This is a genomic window from Telluria sp. LT2P34, from assembly GCF_059685915.1.
In genome coordinates, this window is sequence record NZ_JCASIN010000001.1 from 659,110 (window position 1) to 674,906 (window position 15,797).

Sequence of the window (15,797 nt, forward strand, 5' to 3'; positions counted from 1 at the left end):
CAACTTCGGAACGCGAAAGCCCATGCCCCTGACTCGACGCCCCCTTCCCCGCGCCATCCACGCCCTGCTCGGCATTTCCCTGGCCCTGCCCCTCGCCTGCAGCGCCGCCCCGGTGCCGCCCGAGGTCGCCCCCGTGCTCGAGCGGATCTCGGCCGCCTCGATGCGCGGCAACCTCTCGTTTCTAGCCTCGGATGCGCTCGAAGGCCGCGGCACGCCTTCGCGCGGGCTCGACATCGCCGCCGAATTCATCGCATCGCAATTTCGCGGCGCCGGCCTGGAACCGCTCGGGGACGATGGCTATTTCCAGACGGCCGACTGGAACCTGATCGATCCCAAGCGCAACAAGAAAGACGCCAGGAACGCAGCGCCGGCGCCGGTTCCAGCGCAGGTTCCCGTCAAGGTACGCAACGTCGTGGGCATCCTGCGCGGCTCCGACCCGGTACTGAAGGACACGTATATCCTGGTCACGGCGCACTACGACCACGTCGGGCTGAAACCCGGCCAGGGCGACGGCATCTTCAACGGCGCGAACGACGACGGCAGCGGCACCGTGTCCGTGATCGAACTGGCGAAAGCCTTCGCCGCCCATAACGTTCGTCCGAAGCGCAGCATCGTCTTCATGACCGTCTTTGGCGAGGAACACGGCCTGGTCGGCTCGCGCTATTACGGCGCCAATCCCCTGGTCCCGATCGAGAAAACGATCGCCGGCATCAACCTCGAACAGGTCGGCCGCACCGACGACAACGAAGGACCGCAACAGCGCGCCTTCGGCGTCACCGGTTTCGATTTTTCGGATGTGGGCGCGATCCTGAAAGCGGCGGGCGAGGACACCGGGATCCGCGTCTGGAAGCACCCGGTCAATAGCGACAAGTATTTTGCCCAGAGCGACAACCAGGCGCTGGCCGACCAGGGCATCCCGTCGCACACCGTCAGCGTGGCCTATGCCTATCCGGACTACCATGGCGCCGGCGACCATTGGGACAAGATCGACTACGACAACATGGCGCTTGTCGACCGTACCGTCGCGCTGGCGATCTGGAAAATCGCCAACGATACGGCCACACCCAAATGGAATGCGAAAAACCCGAAGGCGGCGAAATACCTGGGCATCTGGCAGGGACGCGGCATGAAGTAAGCAATTGTTACGAATGCGTGCTGGCGAACGGAACAAATTGGCGCGGGCGTTGAAAATACAATAAATATTCAACGCGAGGCCCCGGATGACGACAGTACGACTTTCCTTTACGACCGAGGTACCGGCATCTGTCGAGGATGTCTGGACCTGGTCGACTTCGATCCGCGGCATCAAGCTGGAAATGTGGCCCATCCTGAAGATCACCTTTCCCAAGGGAATGACGGGAATCGACAAGGACACCACCCTGTCGAAACCGCTCTGCCGCTGCCAGTTCCTGCTGCTGGGCCTGGTGCCGATCGACATGTCGAAGCTGACCTTCGTGGAATTCGATCCCGGCCACCGCTTCGTCGAGCAGTCGCCGCTGCTGTCGATGCGCTCCTGGCGCCATGAACGTGTCGTGACGGCCTCGAACGATGGCACGCCTGGCACGGTCGTGACCGATAACCTGGAGTTCTCGCCCCGCTTCGGCGCGCCGATGGTGCGCTTCTTCGTGAAAAAGTTTTTCGAGCACAGGCACGCGGTGCTGGCACGCACCTTCGCCCGGCGGGCCCTGCGGTCCGGGCGCGCCGACAGATAACGTGTAGTTCGCTGACGCGCGTGAGATAGCTGCTGCTGGCCTCATGGCACTCTGAGCATCTGCATTCGTCGGGCTCGCACTGACTGTAAGCAAAAAAATTATCGACGCTCGCTGACGGTAAGCGGGACGATTTCCTCCAGTCGATTGAGTAAAACCTCCTTTTGCTGAACCGGTAGCTCGACCAGACTCGGATACAAATTGATCAACTCGAGCCGCTGCGAGGGCGTTTTGGAAGGCAACAACATAAATAAGCCTGCCTTTTCGCGATCGGACAGCGATGAGAGGTGAGGTAGTGCGCTCAATTGCGCGAAACTCGCCGACTCTTTGCCAGGTATGGCGGTTTCATCTTGCGCGGCCGGCGGTAATGCTTTCGTCCATTCCAATCTCTTCCTTGTTCCGGACGAAAGACTTGATTCCGCCGAAGCTTGTTGTGATACCTCAAGCAATGCCTGCGAAGAGCTGGCGTGGCTCGCCTCCTTTTCGCCTCCACTACATCCGATAAGCAAGATACCGGATAGGAGCTTCCAGTACGCATATCCGATGTGGCGCGGAGAACCATACCGAGAATCGAATGTGAATTCTATTCGCATGACTGAGCGCTCAACAATTTGAGAAAATGTCAGCGGGACACCAGTGATAACCTGGTGTCCGCAGCTGACAATGTAAAATGAACCGCGTCACACTGACCTACCATTGTTGTATACGCTTGTATTCGCCTGGTTCTCTGGAATTCGGCGAATAAGCGCAAGTCTGGCAGACTTCTCACGGCCCCACTTTACTAATGAATGGCTGATTGAAGCCGACGAAGGTCAGCGTATATATATAACGTATCATCGTTACGCCTCCCAGCAGCTCTTTGGTCCAGTTTCCGTTAGGGCAAACAGCTTTTGCCTCTAACTCATCCTCGCCTGGCGCAGTGGTGGTAAGCGGGGGCACCATTAACTGCCCGTTTCGGGATGGTCTCAAAGTCCCCGACGACGTGCCTTCCGTTGTTTGCGTCTTTACTTCCACGATCTGTCCGCCACGGTTTCGGCACTGCACAGTACCCGAATAGGTCGCTGAAAGAACGGCTACCGCATTGGTATTTCCTACTCCACCGATGGTAGTCCCGGTACAGGTGACGTCCTGTGTAGTCGTGCTTAAAGTGCAGTTTGGTTCGGCAGAGCCGTTTGCGTAATGCGCTCCTCTGGGACCATTTGCCGAGTCAGTTTCGGCCCAGGCGGCTGGAGCGGCTAATGCAACAGCGAGTGTGATCAGAGTCAGGTCTTTCATGTCTTCCCCCTTACATTTCTTATGGTTAAAACATTTTTTGCCGTTTATTTTTCCCGTTGCTTGCGCATAAGAATGCGGCACGATTTATTGGTCAGATAACACCTCCCTCCAAAGAAAAAACTCGAAGAGTGTTTTTCCCTTGTAATTTTTCATTTAATAAAGTTGACGGATAAAAAGCTGTCTTCCAGGCGGCCTCATGTAAAATCAGTATAATCAACGCGTGGCTGATTTCAACAAAACTTGAACGTGCCAAAAAGATGTCGCGTCGCTGGCGTTTGTATTGCAGTGAGTTTGCAGCAGCTCGGATAGCAAAGTTCGATATATATTCTCGAGAAATTCATCATGAGATATCTGGTTTATCGCTAATTCTTCTGTTGCCGTCTTTTTAAAAGATTGGATAGTACGGTCCAGTTCCGCGCACATCCCATCCGACCAAAGCGGGCTGAAACTCTTCCTAGGGTATCTACGCCTGCGGGCGTAAGATCGATTCGTCTGCCAGCTTGCTGCTGGAGTTCTCAAAAGGGAGAAAAATCATGACCCAGTATGTTTTGCATGTGTACCGTACGCCTTCGGGGAAGATGTCTGGCCGCCTGTTCGCTGGCGAGGAGGAGATCTACGCCGTGACGGGTTGCGCTACGGCGAATGAGGTCAGGGAAGCCATCGAAGACACTGGCCACCGGGTTGACTTTGTATTGGATGGTGTTACAGGTAAAGAAATTTAACGCACGAACTAGAGGGAATTTACTGGCCTGCCCAGCAGGAATCGAACCTGCGACCCTCAGCTTAGAAGGCTGATGCTCTATCCAACTGAGCTATGGGCAGTATTTGCCGGCAGAATTGCCGGCGGAAATGAAAACGGGCCGTCGAAGACGGCCCGTTTATAAAACTGGTCGGAGTACAAGGATTCGAACCTTGGACCCCCTGGTCCCAAACCAGGTGCGCTACCGGGCTGCGCTACACTCCGAATACCTTCATCATACTCTCCGGAGGTAGCCGCGTCAATGCGCGCGGCCCCGGGTTCAGGCCGCGAGCTTGTCGGCGATGCGGCGCGCCATGCTGTCGGCGAGCTCGGCGCTCTTGGCCTCGACCATCACCCGGATCAGCGGTTCGGTGCCCGAAGCACGGATCAGGACGCGGCCGGTGTCGCCGAGTTCGCGCTCGACCGCTTCTTTCTCGGCCACCATGCCCGCATCGCGGGTCCAGTCGAAGCCTGGCGCGACGCGCTTGTTGATCAGGGTTTGCGGATACAGGGTCAGCTCGCTGCAGCAGGCTTCCAGCGACTTGCCGCTGCGCTTGAGCGCGGACAGCACCTGCAGCGACGAGACGATGCCGTCGCCGGTGGTGTGCTTGTCGAGCGCCAGCAGGTGGCCGGAACCCTCGCCGCCGAACAGCCAGCCGCGTTCCTGCATCACTTCGAGCACATAGCGGTCGCCGACCTTGGCGCGCGCGAAGCCGATGCCGAGTTCCTTGAACTTCACCTCCAGCGCCATGTTCGTCATCAGGGTGCCGACGGCGCCGGCCACCGGGCCGGTCGACATGCGGTCGCGCACCATGATGTAGAGCAATTCGTCGCCGTTGTAGACGCGGCCGGTGGCGTCGACCATGATCAGGCGGTCGGCATCGCCGTCGAGCGCGATGCCGAGGTCGGCCTTGTGCTCGACCACCGCTGCCGACAGCGCTTTCGGCGCGGTGGCGCCGAAGCCGGCGTTGATGTTGAAACCGTCCGGCGAGGCGCCGATCGAGATCACTTCAGCGCCGAGTTCGTGGAACACGTGCGGTGCGATGTTGTAGGCGGCGCCGTGGGCGCTGTCGACGACAATTTTCAGGCCGCGCAGGTCGAGTTCGTTCGGGAAGGTGCTCTTGCAGAACTCGATGTAGCGGCCCTGGGCGTCGCGCAGGCGTGTTGCACGGCCGAGCTTGTCGGAAGAGACGCATTCCATCGGCTGGTCGATCGCCGCTTCGATCGACAGTTCCACGCTGTCCGGCAGCTTGGTGCCGAGCTCGGAGAAGAACTTGATGCCGTTATCCTGGAACGGATTGTGCGATGCCGAAATGACGACGCCGGCCTGCAGGCGCAGCGCGCGCGTCAGGTAGGCGATTGCCGGGGTCGGCATCGGGCCGGCCAGCATCACGTCGACGCCGGCTGCGGAAAAGCCCGCTTCCAGCGCCGCTTCCAGCATGTAGCCGGAAATACGCGTGTCCTTGCCAATCAGGACCGTCGGCCGGGTGCCGGTGACGTTGTCCTTGGCCAGCACCCTGCCGGCCGCGTAGCCCAGGCGCATCACGAAGTCCGGTGTAATCGGCGACATGCCAACCTGACCGCGAATGCCATCCGTACCGAAATATTTGCGTGCCATGCTTCTTCTCTTTTATTGGGGGGTTTAATCGATGGTGGCCGCGCGCCAGACCTTCAGCGCGTCGACCGTCTCTGCAATATCATGCACTCGTACAATTCTAGCGCCCTGCGCTACAGCAGCCAAGGCGCCCGCGATGCTTCCAATCAAGCGTTCTCCGACCGGACGCCCGGTGACCGCCCCGATCATGGATTTGCGCGACAAGCCGGTCAATACCGGCAAGCCGAGTTCATCGCGAATACGGCCCGTCGCACGCAACAGCGCGTAGTTCTGTTCGACGGTCTTGCCAAAGCCAAGCCCGGGATCGACGCAGATGCGCTCGCGCTCGATGCCGGCCGCCGTCAATGCCTCCACCCGCCCCAGCAGATACGCGATGACCTCGGCCACCACGTCCGTATAAGTCGCATCGGCCTGCATGTCCTGGGGCGTGCCCTGCATGTGCATCACGCACAGGCCGCAGTCGCTGCCCTGCACCGCGTCGACCGCCCCCGGTGCACGAAAGCCGTTGATGTCGTTGATCATGTCGGCGCCGGCAATGATTGCCTCGCGCATCACGGCCGGCTTGCAGGTATCGACCGACAGCGCGACGCCCAGGCCCTGCAGCGCATACAGCGCCGGCATCACGCGGCGCAGCTCTTCCTCCACTGCCACGCCGGGCGCACCCGGACGCGTCGATTCGCCGCCGATGTCGATCAGGTCGACGCCGGCGGCCACCATCTCCTCGGCGTGCGAGACGGCAAATTCAAGCGCGTTGTAGCGCCCGCCATCGGCAAACGAATCAGGCGTGACGTTCAGGATGCCCATCACGAGCGCGCGCTGCTCCAGCCTGAAGCTGAAGCGTCCGCATTGGAGGAGTTGACGCATAAGGAAAGAAAAGAAGTGTTAACAAGCAAAAGGCATCCACAGGGATGCCTTTTGACTTGATTTTACTGAAAGATCAAGCCGGTGCGGGCGCGTTGGTGGCGACACCGCCCGAGCCGCTGTCGCCGGGCGGCTGGCGCTTGGTCAGCATGCCCGCTTTTGGCGGACGCGGTTCCTTGCCGGCCATGATGTCGTTGATCTGCTCGGCATCGATGGTTTCCCAGTCGAGCAGCGCGCGCGTCATCATTTCGACCTTGTCGCGGTTTTCCTCCAGCAGGCGGCGCGCCAGGGCGTACTGCGTGTCGAGGATGGCGCGGATTTCGGCGTCGACCTTCTGCTGCGTCGCTTCCGAGATGGTCTTGGTGGCGCCGCCGAAGAAGCCTTCGTTCTCGCTGTCTTCGTAGACCATCACGCCCATGCTCTCGGACATGCCGAAACGGGTCACCATCGAGCGTGCCAGCTTGGTCGCACGCGAGAAGTCGTTCGAGGCGCCGGTCGACATCTGGCCGACGAAAATCTCTTCGGCGATACGGCCACCGAACAGGATCGAGATTTCTTCCAGCATCTTGTCCTTGTAACCGGACAGAGCGTCGTGCTCGGGCAGCTGCCAGGTCAGGCCCAGCGCATAGCCGCGCGGCATGATCGTGACCTTGTGCACCGGGTCGGCCTTTGGCAGGAGCTTGGCGATGACGGCGTGGCCGGACTCGTGATAAGCCGTATTGCGGCGCTCTTCCTCGCGCATGACCATCGACTTGCGCTCGGGACCCATGAAGATCTTGTCCTTGGCATCCTCGAAATCGTTCATCTCGACCAGGCGCTTGTTGCGACGCGCAGCGAACAGCGCCGCTTCATTCACCAGATTGGCCAGGTCGGCGCCCGAGAAGCCAGGCGTACCGCGGGCAATGATGTCGGCTTTCACGTCGGCGCCGATCGGCACCTTGCGCATGTGCACATTCAGGATCTGCTCGCGGCCACGGATGTCCGGCAGGCCCACCATCACCTGGCGGTCGAAACGGCCCGGACGCAACAGTGCTTTATCGAGCACGTCGGCGCGGTTGGTGGCGGCGATCACGATAACGCCCGACGTCGCTTCGAAACCGTCCATCTCGACCAGCAGCTGGTTCAGGGTCTGTTCGCGTTCGTCGTTACCGCCGCCCATGCCGGCGCCACGATGACGGCCGACCGCGTCGATCTCGTCGATGAAGATGATGCAAGGGGAATGCTTCTTCGCGTTCTCGAACATGTCGCGCACGCGGGATGCGCCGACGCCGACGAACATCTCGACGAAGTCGGAACCGGAGATCGAGAAGAACGGCACTTTCGCTTCGCCGGCAATGGCGCGCGCCAGCAGGGTCTTGCCGGTGCCTGGAGGACCGACCATCAGGACGCCGCGCGGGATGCGACCGCCGAGCTTCTGGAACTTGGTCGGATCCCTCAGGAAGTCGACGATTTCGCTGACTTCTTCTTTCGCTTCGTCGCAACCGGCGACGTCGGCGAAGGTGACGCTGTTGTTGGTTTCATCGAGCATGCGCGCTTTGGACTTGCCGAACGAGAAAGCCCCGCCCTTGCCGCCGCCTTGCATCTGGCGCATGAAGAAGACCCAGACGCCGATCAGGAGCAGCATCGGGAACCAGGAGATGAACACTTGCTGCAGGAATGATGGCTCTTCCGGCGGCTTGACGTCGAAGCGCACGCCGTTTTCGCGCAGGTCGCCGATCAGGCCGCGGTCGAGCCCGGTCGCGGTAGCACGTACCTTGGTGTCGTCCGAACGGGTGGCCGTGATGTTCTGGCCCTCGATCACGACATCCTTGATGCGGCGCGCCTTCACATCGTCGAGCAGCTCGGAATAAGCGATGGTCTTGCTGCCACCCACAGGGCTGGTGTTGTCGAACTGCTTGAACAGCATGAACAACAGCAGTGCGACGACCACCCAGATGGCAGATTTGGAAAACATATTATTCACGAAAACTCCTCCGATGCGCATCGCACCAATACTGATTTGAGACTGCCGATTTTACTCGCGATTCTACTCGCAACGAGCGGACCGTGCTACGCACAGGCCGACATGATGCCATATTGCCACTCGCTGCATCCGTTCTGGAGACCTGGACGGGCGCGCCGGCGACGACAGATATCGCCGGGCATCACGCGAGAGCATGTGCGGCTGCGATCTCAAATATCAAGTGCCGCATCGCGGCCGGCCCCGGATTTATACTCCACCGGATTCTTCAGACCACGCCCGAGCAGAAAAATTTCCGATGATTTGTCGCGGCTTGCTTTCGGCTTGATTTGCTTGACCGTCTTGAACTCGGTGCGGAAGCGCTCGACAACCTGCGTAAAGCCCATATCCTTGAAACACTTGACCAACAATGCCCCTGGCGCCTTGAGGTGCATTTGAGAAAACTCAATCGCGAGGTCGATCAAATGTTCCATGCGCGCAGCGTCGGCGGTCGGAATGCCCGACAGGTTGGGCGCCATGTCCGACAACACCAGGTCCAGCTTGCGGCCGTCGAGCACCGTCGCCAGTTGGTCTAATACAACATCTTCGCGGAAGTCGCCCTGGATGAACATGACGTCGGCAATCGGCTCCATCGGCAGCAAATCGAGGCCGATGATGGTGCCGTTGATGCCGCCGCCTTCCTTGCCCGACAGTTTGCGGCGCACGTACTGGGCCCAGCTGCCAGGCGTGCAGCCGAGGTCGACAATGACCTGGCCTGGCTTGATGAGTTTTTCCGCTTCGTCGATTTCTTTCAGCTTATAGGCGGCACGTGCGCGGAAGCCGTCTTTCTGCGCCAGCTTCACGTACGGGTCGTTAATATGGTCGTGTAACCAGTTTTGGTTGGATTTGTTCTTGGCCATTCGCGTAGAATACTGCTTTCTATAGGTACATCAAAAAAATTATTATGCTTACACTTACACCCGTCGAGCGCAGCGCACTGCGCGCGGAAGCCCATGGTTTGAAGCCGGTCGTCATGATCGGCGAATCGGGGCTGACTGAATCCGTGATGAAGGAAATCGCGGCCAGCCTCGACGCGCACGGCCTGCTCAAGGTCCGTGTCTTCGGCGACGATCGCGAAGCGCGCGTCGCCATGTACGCAAAAATCTGCGAAGAACTCGATGCCGCCCCGATCCAGCACATCGGCAAGCTGCTGGTCCTGTACCGCCCGAAGGTCGAGGTAGTCAAGGAACGCAGCAGCAAGGCCGGCAAGGGCATGCGCGAAGTCACCATCGTCAAGGCCAGCGCCAGCGGCACCAAGAAGCCGAGCGTCACCAAGGTCATGATCAAGGGAAACGAGCGGGTCACCGCCGGAGGCAACATCAAGCGCGCCAAGCCGCGCCAGGCCAGCACCAAGAAAAACTCGTTGAACAAGTAACTCAACAAGTCACTGAACAGGTCACTGAAACCGGAGCTTGCCTCCGGTTTTTTTTCGTCAGCGGCTTTTCACGATCAATACCAGCGCCAGCACGCTCTCGATCACGTGGAACAGCTGCGACACGCCATGCAGCACGGCAAATTGCGTCCATTGGGGCGAATGTCGCACCCCGCCCGGCCCCGCCGCTTCGCGCAGCGCCGCCATCGCCGGCTGCAGGCCGACGAACATCACCAGCGCGCAGGCCAGCATGGCCAGCACCAGCAAATTCAGGTAACGCCGGCGTCCGGGCGCCAGGTCCGGCGACAGCCGCACCAGCACCAGCATCAGCGCGGCGCAGGCAAAGCTGATCCACGCCAGGCGCCGCAGGAAAGTCCCCACGATCTCGCCGGCCAGCGGACCGCTCACCACACTGAACACGGCCGGTGCGGCGATATAGCCCAGCACCCAGAGAGCGCCGGCCCAGAATGCCGCCACCAGCAGCCTGGCAGCACTCAGGCGACCCTGCAAGCGCCCCCCGGGAGGCGCCATCAAATGTAGCGTACTTCCAGGATTTCGTATTCGCGCGGGCCGGATGGCGCCTGCACTTCGACCACGTCGCCGGCGTACTTGCCGATCAGGGCGCGCGCGATCGGCGAGGTCACCGACACCTTGTTCACCTTCAGGTCCGCTTCGTCGAGGCCGACGATCTGGTAGCTGACCTTCTGGCCCGAGTCGAGGTCCTCGAGGTCGACGGTCGAGGCGAAGACCACGCGGCCTTCGGCGTCGAGCGTGGCCGGATCGATGATCTGCGCCGTCGAGAGCTTGCTTTCGAGTTCGGCGATGCGGCCTTCGACGAAGGCCTGGCGTTCCTTGGCGGCGTCGTATTCGGCGTTCTCGGAGAGGTCGCCGTGCGAACGCGCTTCGGAGATGGCGTCGATGACGCTGCGGCGCTCCTTGGTCTTGAGCTGATGCAGTTCCGCCTTCAGGAGCTCGGAACCGTATTTGGTGAGTGGGACGGTATTGTTCATGTGTCTCTACTTCTGCTTTCCGATGTGTGTGGACGTACCAAGCGAAAACCACAGAGGCGCACGACGCAAGCCGCGCGAGCTCTGTGGTTTGACGGGTACTGCTTGGGTTCTAGTTTAAGGTTTTATGCAGGCCTTGTAAATCATAGACCCGAATCGCGTCGACATGGCGCATGCCCTGGATCGCCGCTTCGGCGCCGGCGATGGTCGTGTAGGTCACCACGCGCGAGGCCAGGGCCGAGGTGCGGATGGTACGCGAGTCGACGATCGCACTGCGCTTTTCCTCGACCGTATTGATGACCATCTCGATTTCGTGGTTCTTGATCATGTCGACCACGTGCGGACGGCCCTCGATCACCTTGTTCACGGCCAGCACCGGCAGGCCGGCGGCGGAGATGACGGCGGCGGTGCCCTTGGTAGCGGCCAGCGTGAAGCCCATCGCCACCAGGTCGCGCGCCACCTGCACCGCGCGCGGCTTGTCGGACGCCTTTACCGACAGGAAGACGCGGCCCGAGGTCGGCAGCTTGATGCCGGCGCCGATCTGCGATTTCACGAAGGCTTCGCCGAAGGTCTCGCCCACGCCCATCACTTCGCCGGTGGATTTCATTTCCGGTCCGAGGATGGTGTCGACGCCGGGGAATTTCACGAACGGGAACACGGCTTCCTTGACGCTGTAGAACGGCGGCGTCACTTCCTTCGTGATGCCCTGGCTGGCCAAGCTCTGGCCGACCATGCAGCGCGCCGCCACTTTGGCCAGCTGGATGCCCGTCGCCTTCGACACGAAGGGTACGGTGCGCGATGCACGCGGGTTCACTTCCAGCACGAACACGGTGTCGACGATCTTGCCGCCCTCTTCCTTCTGCTGGATCGCGAACTGCACGTTCATCAGGCCGACCACATTCAGGCCCTTGGCCATCAGCGCGGTCTGGCGCTTGAGTTCATCGATCGTCTCTTGCGTCAGCGAATAAGGCGGCAGCGAGCAGGCCGAATCGCCCGAGTGCACGCCGGCCTGTTCGATGTGCTCCATCACGCCGCCGATGAAGGTGGTCTCGCCGTCCGAAATGCAGTCGACGTCGACTTCGATGGCGTCGTTCAGGAAGCGGTCGAGCAGCACCGGCGAATCGTGCGATACCTTGACCGCTTCGCGCATGTAGCGCTCGAGGTCGCGCTGTTCATGCACGATTTCCATCGCGCGGCCACCCAGCACATAGGACGGGCGCACCACCAGCGGATAGCCGATTTCCTTTGCCAGTTCGAGCGCTTCGGGCTCGGTGCGGGCGGTACGGTTCGGCGGCTGGCGCAGGCCCAGCTGCTGCAGCAATTGCTGGAAGCGCTCGCGGTCTTCGGCGGCGTCGATCATGTCGGGCGAGGTGCCGACGATCGGCACGCCGTTCGCCTCCAGGTCGAGCGCCAGCTTCAGCGGCGTCTGGCCGCCGTACTGCACGATCACGCCCACCGGCTTTTCCAGGTCGACGATTTCCAGCACGTCTTCCAGCGTCAGCGACTCGAAATACAGGCGGTCCGAGGTGTCGTAGTCGGTCGACACGGTCTCCGGATTGCAGTTGACCATGATGGTCTCGTAGCCGTCTTCGCGCATGGCCAGGGCCGCGTGCACGCAGCAGTAGTCGAACTCGATGCCCTGGCCGATGCGGTTCGGACCACCGCCCAGCACCATGATCTTCTTGCGGTCGGTCGGCTTGGCCTCGCACTCCTCGTCGTAGGTCGAGTACATGTAGGCGGTATCGGTCGCGAACTCGGCGGCGCAGGTGTCGACCCGCTTGTAGACCGGGCGGATGCCCAGGGCGTGGCGGCGCTCGCGCACCGCGGCCTGGGTGGTGTGCATCAGGAAGGCCATGCGCGCGTCGGAGAAGCCCTTTTGCTTGAGCTTGTAGAGCGTCGGCTTGTCCAGGCTTTCAAGCTTCTGGTGATCCAGCCAGAGTTCGATGTCGACGATTTCCTTGATCTGGATGAGAAACCACGGATCGATTTTCGTCAGCTGGTGCACTTCTTCCAGCGTGAAGCCCTGGGCAAACGCATCGCCCACGTACCAGATGCGCTCCGGACCCGGCTCGCCGAGTTCTTCTTCGATGACTTCGCGGTCGCGCGTCATTTCATTGAGGCCGTCGACGCCCACTTCCAGCCCGCGCAAGGCCTTCTGGAACGATTCCTGGAAGGTGCGGCCCATCGCCATCACCTCGCCCACCGATTTCATCTGCGTGGTCAGGTGGTTGTCGGCGGCCGGGAATTTTTCGAAGGCGAAGCGCGGGATCTTGACGACCACGTAATCGATCGATGGCTCGAAGGAGGCCGGGGTCGCGCCGCCGGTGATTTCGTTGCGCAGTTCGTCCAGGGTGAACCCGACGGCCAGCTTGGCCGCGACTTTCGCGATCGGGAAGCCGGTCGCTTTCGAGGCCAGGGCCGAGGAGCGCGAGACGCGCGGGTTCATCTCGATGACGATCATGCGCCCATCCTGCGGGTTGATCGCGAACTGCACGTTCGAGCCGCCGGTGTCGACGCCGATTTCGCGCAGCACCGCGATCGACGCATTGCGCATGATCTGGTATTCCTTGTCGGTCAGCGTCTGCGCCGGCGCCACCGTGATCGAGTCGCCGGTGTGCACACCCATCGGGTCGAGGTTCTCGATCGAGCAGATGATGATGCAGTTGTCCGCCTTGTCGCGCACGACTTCCATCTCGTACTCTTTCCAGCCCAGCAGCGACTCTTCGATGAGCAGCTCCGAGGTCGGCGAGGCTTCCAGGCCGCGCTTGCAGATGCTGTCGAATTCTTCCGCGTTGTAGGCAATGCCGCCGCCGCTGCCGCCCATCGTGAACGAAGGACGGATGACGGTCGGGAAGCCCAGTTCGCGCTGCACGACGCGCGCTTCTTCCATGCTGTGCGCCACGCCGGAACGCGCCGAACCCAGGCCGATCTTCGTCATCGCGTCCTTGAACTTCAGGCGGTCCTCGGCCTTGTCGATCGCTTCCGGCGAAGCGCCGATCAGTTCGACATTGTATTTTTTCAGTACGCCATTGTGGTGCAGGTCGAGCGCGCAGTTGAGCGCGGTCTGGCCGCCCATGGTCGGCAGGATCGCGTCCGGGCGCTCTTTTTCGATGATGCTTTCGACGACCTTCCAGGTGATCGGCTCGATATAGGTCACGTCGGCCATTTCCGGGTCGGTCATGATCGTGGCCGGATTGCTGTTGACGAGGACGACCTTGTAGCCTTCGTCGCGCAGGGCCTTGCAGGCCTGGGCGCCGGAATAGTCGAACTCGGCGGCCTGGCCGATGATGATCGGACCCGCGCCGATGATCAGGATGGTCTTGATATCACTACGCTTAGGCATTTAGTTATTCTCCTGCACTTGCTTTTTTCCATCCGTTTGCATCAGGCTGATGAAGCGGTCAAACAGGTAGGCTACGTCGGTCGGGCCGGGCGAGGCTTCCGGGTGGCCCTGGAAGCAGAAGGCCGGTTTGTCGGTACGGGCGAAACCCTGCAGCGAACCGTCGAACAGCGACACGTGCGTCACGCGGCAGTTCGCGGGCAGCGTCTCCGGATCGACCGCAAAACCGTGGTTCTGCGAGGTGATCAACACCTTCTTCGTGTCCAGGTCCTGCACCGGGTGGTTCGCGCCGTGGTGGCCGAACTTCATCTTCATCGTCTTGGCGCCGGAGGCGAGCGCCATGATCTGGTGCCCGAGGCAGATGCCGAAGGTCGGGATGCCCTGCTCGATCAGTTCCGCGGTGGCCTTGATGGCGTAGTCGCAGGGTTCCGGGTCGCCCGGGCCGTTGGCCAGGAAGATCCCGTCCGGGTTCAGGGCCATGGCGTCGGCGGCGGTCGACTGCGCCGGCAGCACCGTGACCTTGCAGCCGCGCTCGGCCAGCATGCGCAGGATGTTGCGCTTGACGCCGTAGTCGAAAGCGACGACGTGGTAGCGCGGGTTGTCCTGCTTGCCGAAGCCCGTGCCCAGCTTCCATTCGGTCTCGGTGAACACATACGGTTCCTTGACCGACACCACCTTGGCCAGGTCCATGCCGGCCAGGCCCGGGAAGGAGCGCGCCAGTTCCAGCGCCTGCGCTTCCGAGGGCTGGTTGCCCTGGGTGCCGGTCAGGATGGCGCCGGCCTGGGCGCCCTTCTCGCGCAGCAAACGGGTCAGCTTGCGGGTGTCGATGTTCGAGATGGCGACGACGTTTTCCGCCTTCAGGTAGTCGCCGAGCGACTGGGTGGAGCGGAAGTTCGATGCCATGAGCGGCAGGTCGCGGATGATCAGGCCTGCGGCGTGGACCTTGCTCGCCTCGACGTCGGCGGCGTTGACGCCGTAGTTGCCGATGTGCGGGTAGGTCAGGGTGACGATCTGGCGCGAGTAGCTGGGGTCGGTCAGGATTTCCTGGTAACCAGTAATGGCCGTATTGAACACCACTTCACCGGTCGTGTGGCCGGCGGCACCGATGGAAACACCTCGAAAAATCGTTCCGTCCGCAAGAGCCAGGATGGCCGGGACGGCAGGGCCAGAAAAAAATGGCGGCAAGGGTAACTCCCAATAAAGTTACCGTAGCAGCGCCACGTCAGACCGGCATCCAGGAGCCTGCGGACGATGTGGCATGTCCGTGCTGTGGAAGGAGTGTGAATGAGGAATGAAGGGTAGGCGCTACGGCAAGTAAGTGAATGGCTAAACCCCCAAATTATAGCGCGAATCCAGGGTTCCAGCAATGCGGCCCAGGAAATGCGGCCCCGGAAATCACGATGTTTGCCTACAGATGAGCCGTGTTTTTTCGGGTTTCAATTCATTTGAGCGCAGCGATCCCCGCCCTGGCGATCTGCGCGTCCTCGTTCGACTTCACGCCCGAGACGCCGACCGCGCCGACCACCTGGCCGCCAACGATGATCGGAACGCCGCCCTCGAGCATGCCTTCCAGCCCCGGCGCGGACAGGAAAGACACGCGCCCGCCATTGATCACATCCTCGTAGGACTTCGACTCGCGCCGTCCCAGCGCGGCGGTGCGCGCCTTGCCAGGCGCGATCTGCGCCGAGATCGGCGGCGCTTCGTCCAGGCGCTGCAGCCACAGCAGGTGGCCGCCGTCGTCGACGATGGCAATCGTGACGGCCCAGCCGTTGGCGCGCGCTTCGGCTTCGGCGGCGGCCGCGATGGTCTTGACGTCGTCCAGGGTCAGCATCGGTTTGGTTTTCATGTTTTTCCTCGTGCGTTAAGTGGCTGTCGTTGAA

15 protein-coding genes and 2 tRNA genes are annotated in these 15,797 nt (G+C 61.2%); 4 read left to right on the forward strand and 13 right to left on the reverse strand.

Annotated features, from left to right (window positions below; genetic code table 11):
• The first annotated feature begins 22 nt into the window (after positions 1-22).
• Together AC56KZ_RS02890 and AC56KZ_RS02895 are read left to right on the forward strand one after the other, a co-directional pair.
• Positions 23-1,135, forward strand: coding sequence for a M28 family peptidase (locus AC56KZ_RS02890; protein ID WP_497160621.1), 1,113 nt, complete (start codon positions 23-25; stop codon positions 1,133-1,135).
• Positions 1,136-1,220: 85 nt separating this feature from the next.
• Positions 1,221-1,712 (forward strand): Rv1443c family protein, encoded by a 492-nt coding sequence (locus tag AC56KZ_RS02895; protein ID WP_497160622.1) that lies wholly within the window; start codon positions 1,221-1,223, stop codon positions 1,710-1,712.
• 98 nt (positions 1,713-1,810) lie between these two features.
• Here AC56KZ_RS02895 and AC56KZ_RS02900 read toward each other — a convergent pair whose 3' ends face one another.
• Complete coding sequence (locus AC56KZ_RS02900; protein ID WP_497160623.1) at positions 1,811-2,095, reverse strand: hypothetical protein; 285 nt, start codon at positions 2,093-2,095, stop codon at positions 1,811-1,813.
• Between the two features lie 379 nt (positions 2,096-2,474).
• Positions 2,475-2,984 (reverse strand): hypothetical protein, encoded by a 510-nt coding sequence (locus tag AC56KZ_RS02905; RefSeq protein ID WP_497160624.1) that lies wholly within the window; start codon positions 2,982-2,984, stop codon positions 2,475-2,477.
• 533 nt (positions 2,985-3,517) lie between these two features.
• Here AC56KZ_RS02905 and AC56KZ_RS02910 point away from each other — a divergent pair.
• Positions 3,518-3,706 (forward strand): hypothetical protein, encoded by a 189-nt coding sequence (locus AC56KZ_RS02910; protein WP_497160625.1) that lies wholly within the window; start codon positions 3,518-3,520, stop codon positions 3,704-3,706.
• Positions 3,707-3,729: 23 nt separating this feature from the next.
• Here the strand turns inward: AC56KZ_RS02910 and AC56KZ_RS02915 are convergent.
• The 6 genes from AC56KZ_RS02915 to AC56KZ_RS02940 all read right to left on the reverse strand — a co-directional run bounded on the left by AC56KZ_RS02915 (position 3,730) and on the right by AC56KZ_RS02940 (position 9,058).
• Positions 3,730-3,806: transfer RNA gene (locus AC56KZ_RS02915), tRNA-Arg, on the reverse strand.
• Between the two features lie 65 nt (positions 3,807-3,871).
• Positions 3,872-3,948: transfer RNA gene (locus tag AC56KZ_RS02920), tRNA-Pro, on the reverse strand.
• A gap of 55 nt (positions 3,949-4,003) precedes the next feature.
• Positions 4,004-5,341, reverse strand: coding sequence for a phosphoglucosamine mutase (gene glmM, locus AC56KZ_RS02925; RefSeq protein WP_497160626.1), 1,338 nt, complete (start codon positions 5,339-5,341; stop codon positions 4,004-4,006).
• Positions 5,342-5,365: 24 nt separating this feature from the next.
• Complete coding sequence (folP, locus tag AC56KZ_RS02930) at positions 5,366-6,202, reverse strand: dihydropteroate synthase (RefSeq protein WP_497160627.1); 837 nt, start codon at positions 6,200-6,202, stop codon at positions 5,366-5,368.
• 73 nt (positions 6,203-6,275) lie between these two features.
• Complete coding sequence (gene ftsH / locus AC56KZ_RS02935; protein ID WP_497160628.1) at positions 6,276-8,162, reverse strand: ATP-dependent zinc metalloprotease FtsH; 1,887 nt, start codon at positions 8,160-8,162, stop codon at positions 6,276-6,278.
• A 209-nt stretch (positions 8,163-8,371) separates the two neighbouring features.
• Positions 8,372-9,058 (reverse strand): RlmE family RNA methyltransferase, encoded by a 687-nt coding sequence (locus AC56KZ_RS02940; protein WP_497160629.1) that lies wholly within the window; start codon positions 9,056-9,058, stop codon positions 8,372-8,374.
• 44 nt (positions 9,059-9,102) lie between these two features.
• Between AC56KZ_RS02940 and AC56KZ_RS02945 the strand changes: the two genes are divergently transcribed.
• The gene (locus AC56KZ_RS02945) at positions 9,103-9,573 is read left to right on the forward strand and encodes a YhbY family RNA-binding protein (RefSeq protein WP_497160630.1); all 471 of its coding nucleotides are present in this window, start codon (positions 9,103-9,105) and stop codon (positions 9,571-9,573) included.
• Positions 9,574-9,630: 57 nt separating this feature from the next.
• Here the strand turns inward: AC56KZ_RS02945 and AC56KZ_RS02950 are convergent, their stop codons facing one another.
• The 5 genes from AC56KZ_RS02950 to AC56KZ_RS02970 all read right to left on the reverse strand — a co-directional run bounded on the left by AC56KZ_RS02950 (position 9,631) and on the right by AC56KZ_RS02970 (position 15,763).
• Positions 9,631-10,080, reverse strand: a complete 450-nt coding sequence (locus AC56KZ_RS02950) for a DUF4149 domain-containing protein (RefSeq protein WP_497160631.1) — start codon at positions 10,078-10,080, stop codon at positions 9,631-9,633.
• A 20-nt stretch (positions 10,081-10,100) separates the two neighbouring features.
• Positions 10,101-10,580: a transcription elongation factor GreA gene (gene greA, locus AC56KZ_RS02955; protein WP_497160632.1), complete on the reverse strand. Its 480-nt coding sequence runs from the start codon at positions 10,578-10,580 to the stop codon at positions 10,101-10,103.
• 109 nt (positions 10,581-10,689) lie between these two features.
• Positions 10,690-13,920, reverse strand: coding sequence for a carbamoyl-phosphate synthase large subunit (gene carB / locus AC56KZ_RS02960; RefSeq protein ID WP_497160633.1), 3,231 nt, complete (start codon positions 13,918-13,920; stop codon positions 10,690-10,692).
• Positions 13,921-15,102 (reverse strand): glutamine-hydrolyzing carbamoyl-phosphate synthase small subunit, encoded by a 1,182-nt coding sequence (carA, locus tag AC56KZ_RS02965; RefSeq protein ID WP_497160634.1) that lies wholly within the window; start codon positions 15,100-15,102, stop codon positions 13,921-13,923.
• 256 nt (positions 15,103-15,358) lie between these two features.
• Positions 15,359-15,763, reverse strand: a complete 405-nt coding sequence (locus tag AC56KZ_RS02970; RefSeq protein ID WP_497160635.1) for a heme-binding protein — start codon at positions 15,761-15,763, stop codon at positions 15,359-15,361.
• Positions 15,764-15,797 lie beyond the last annotated feature (34 nt).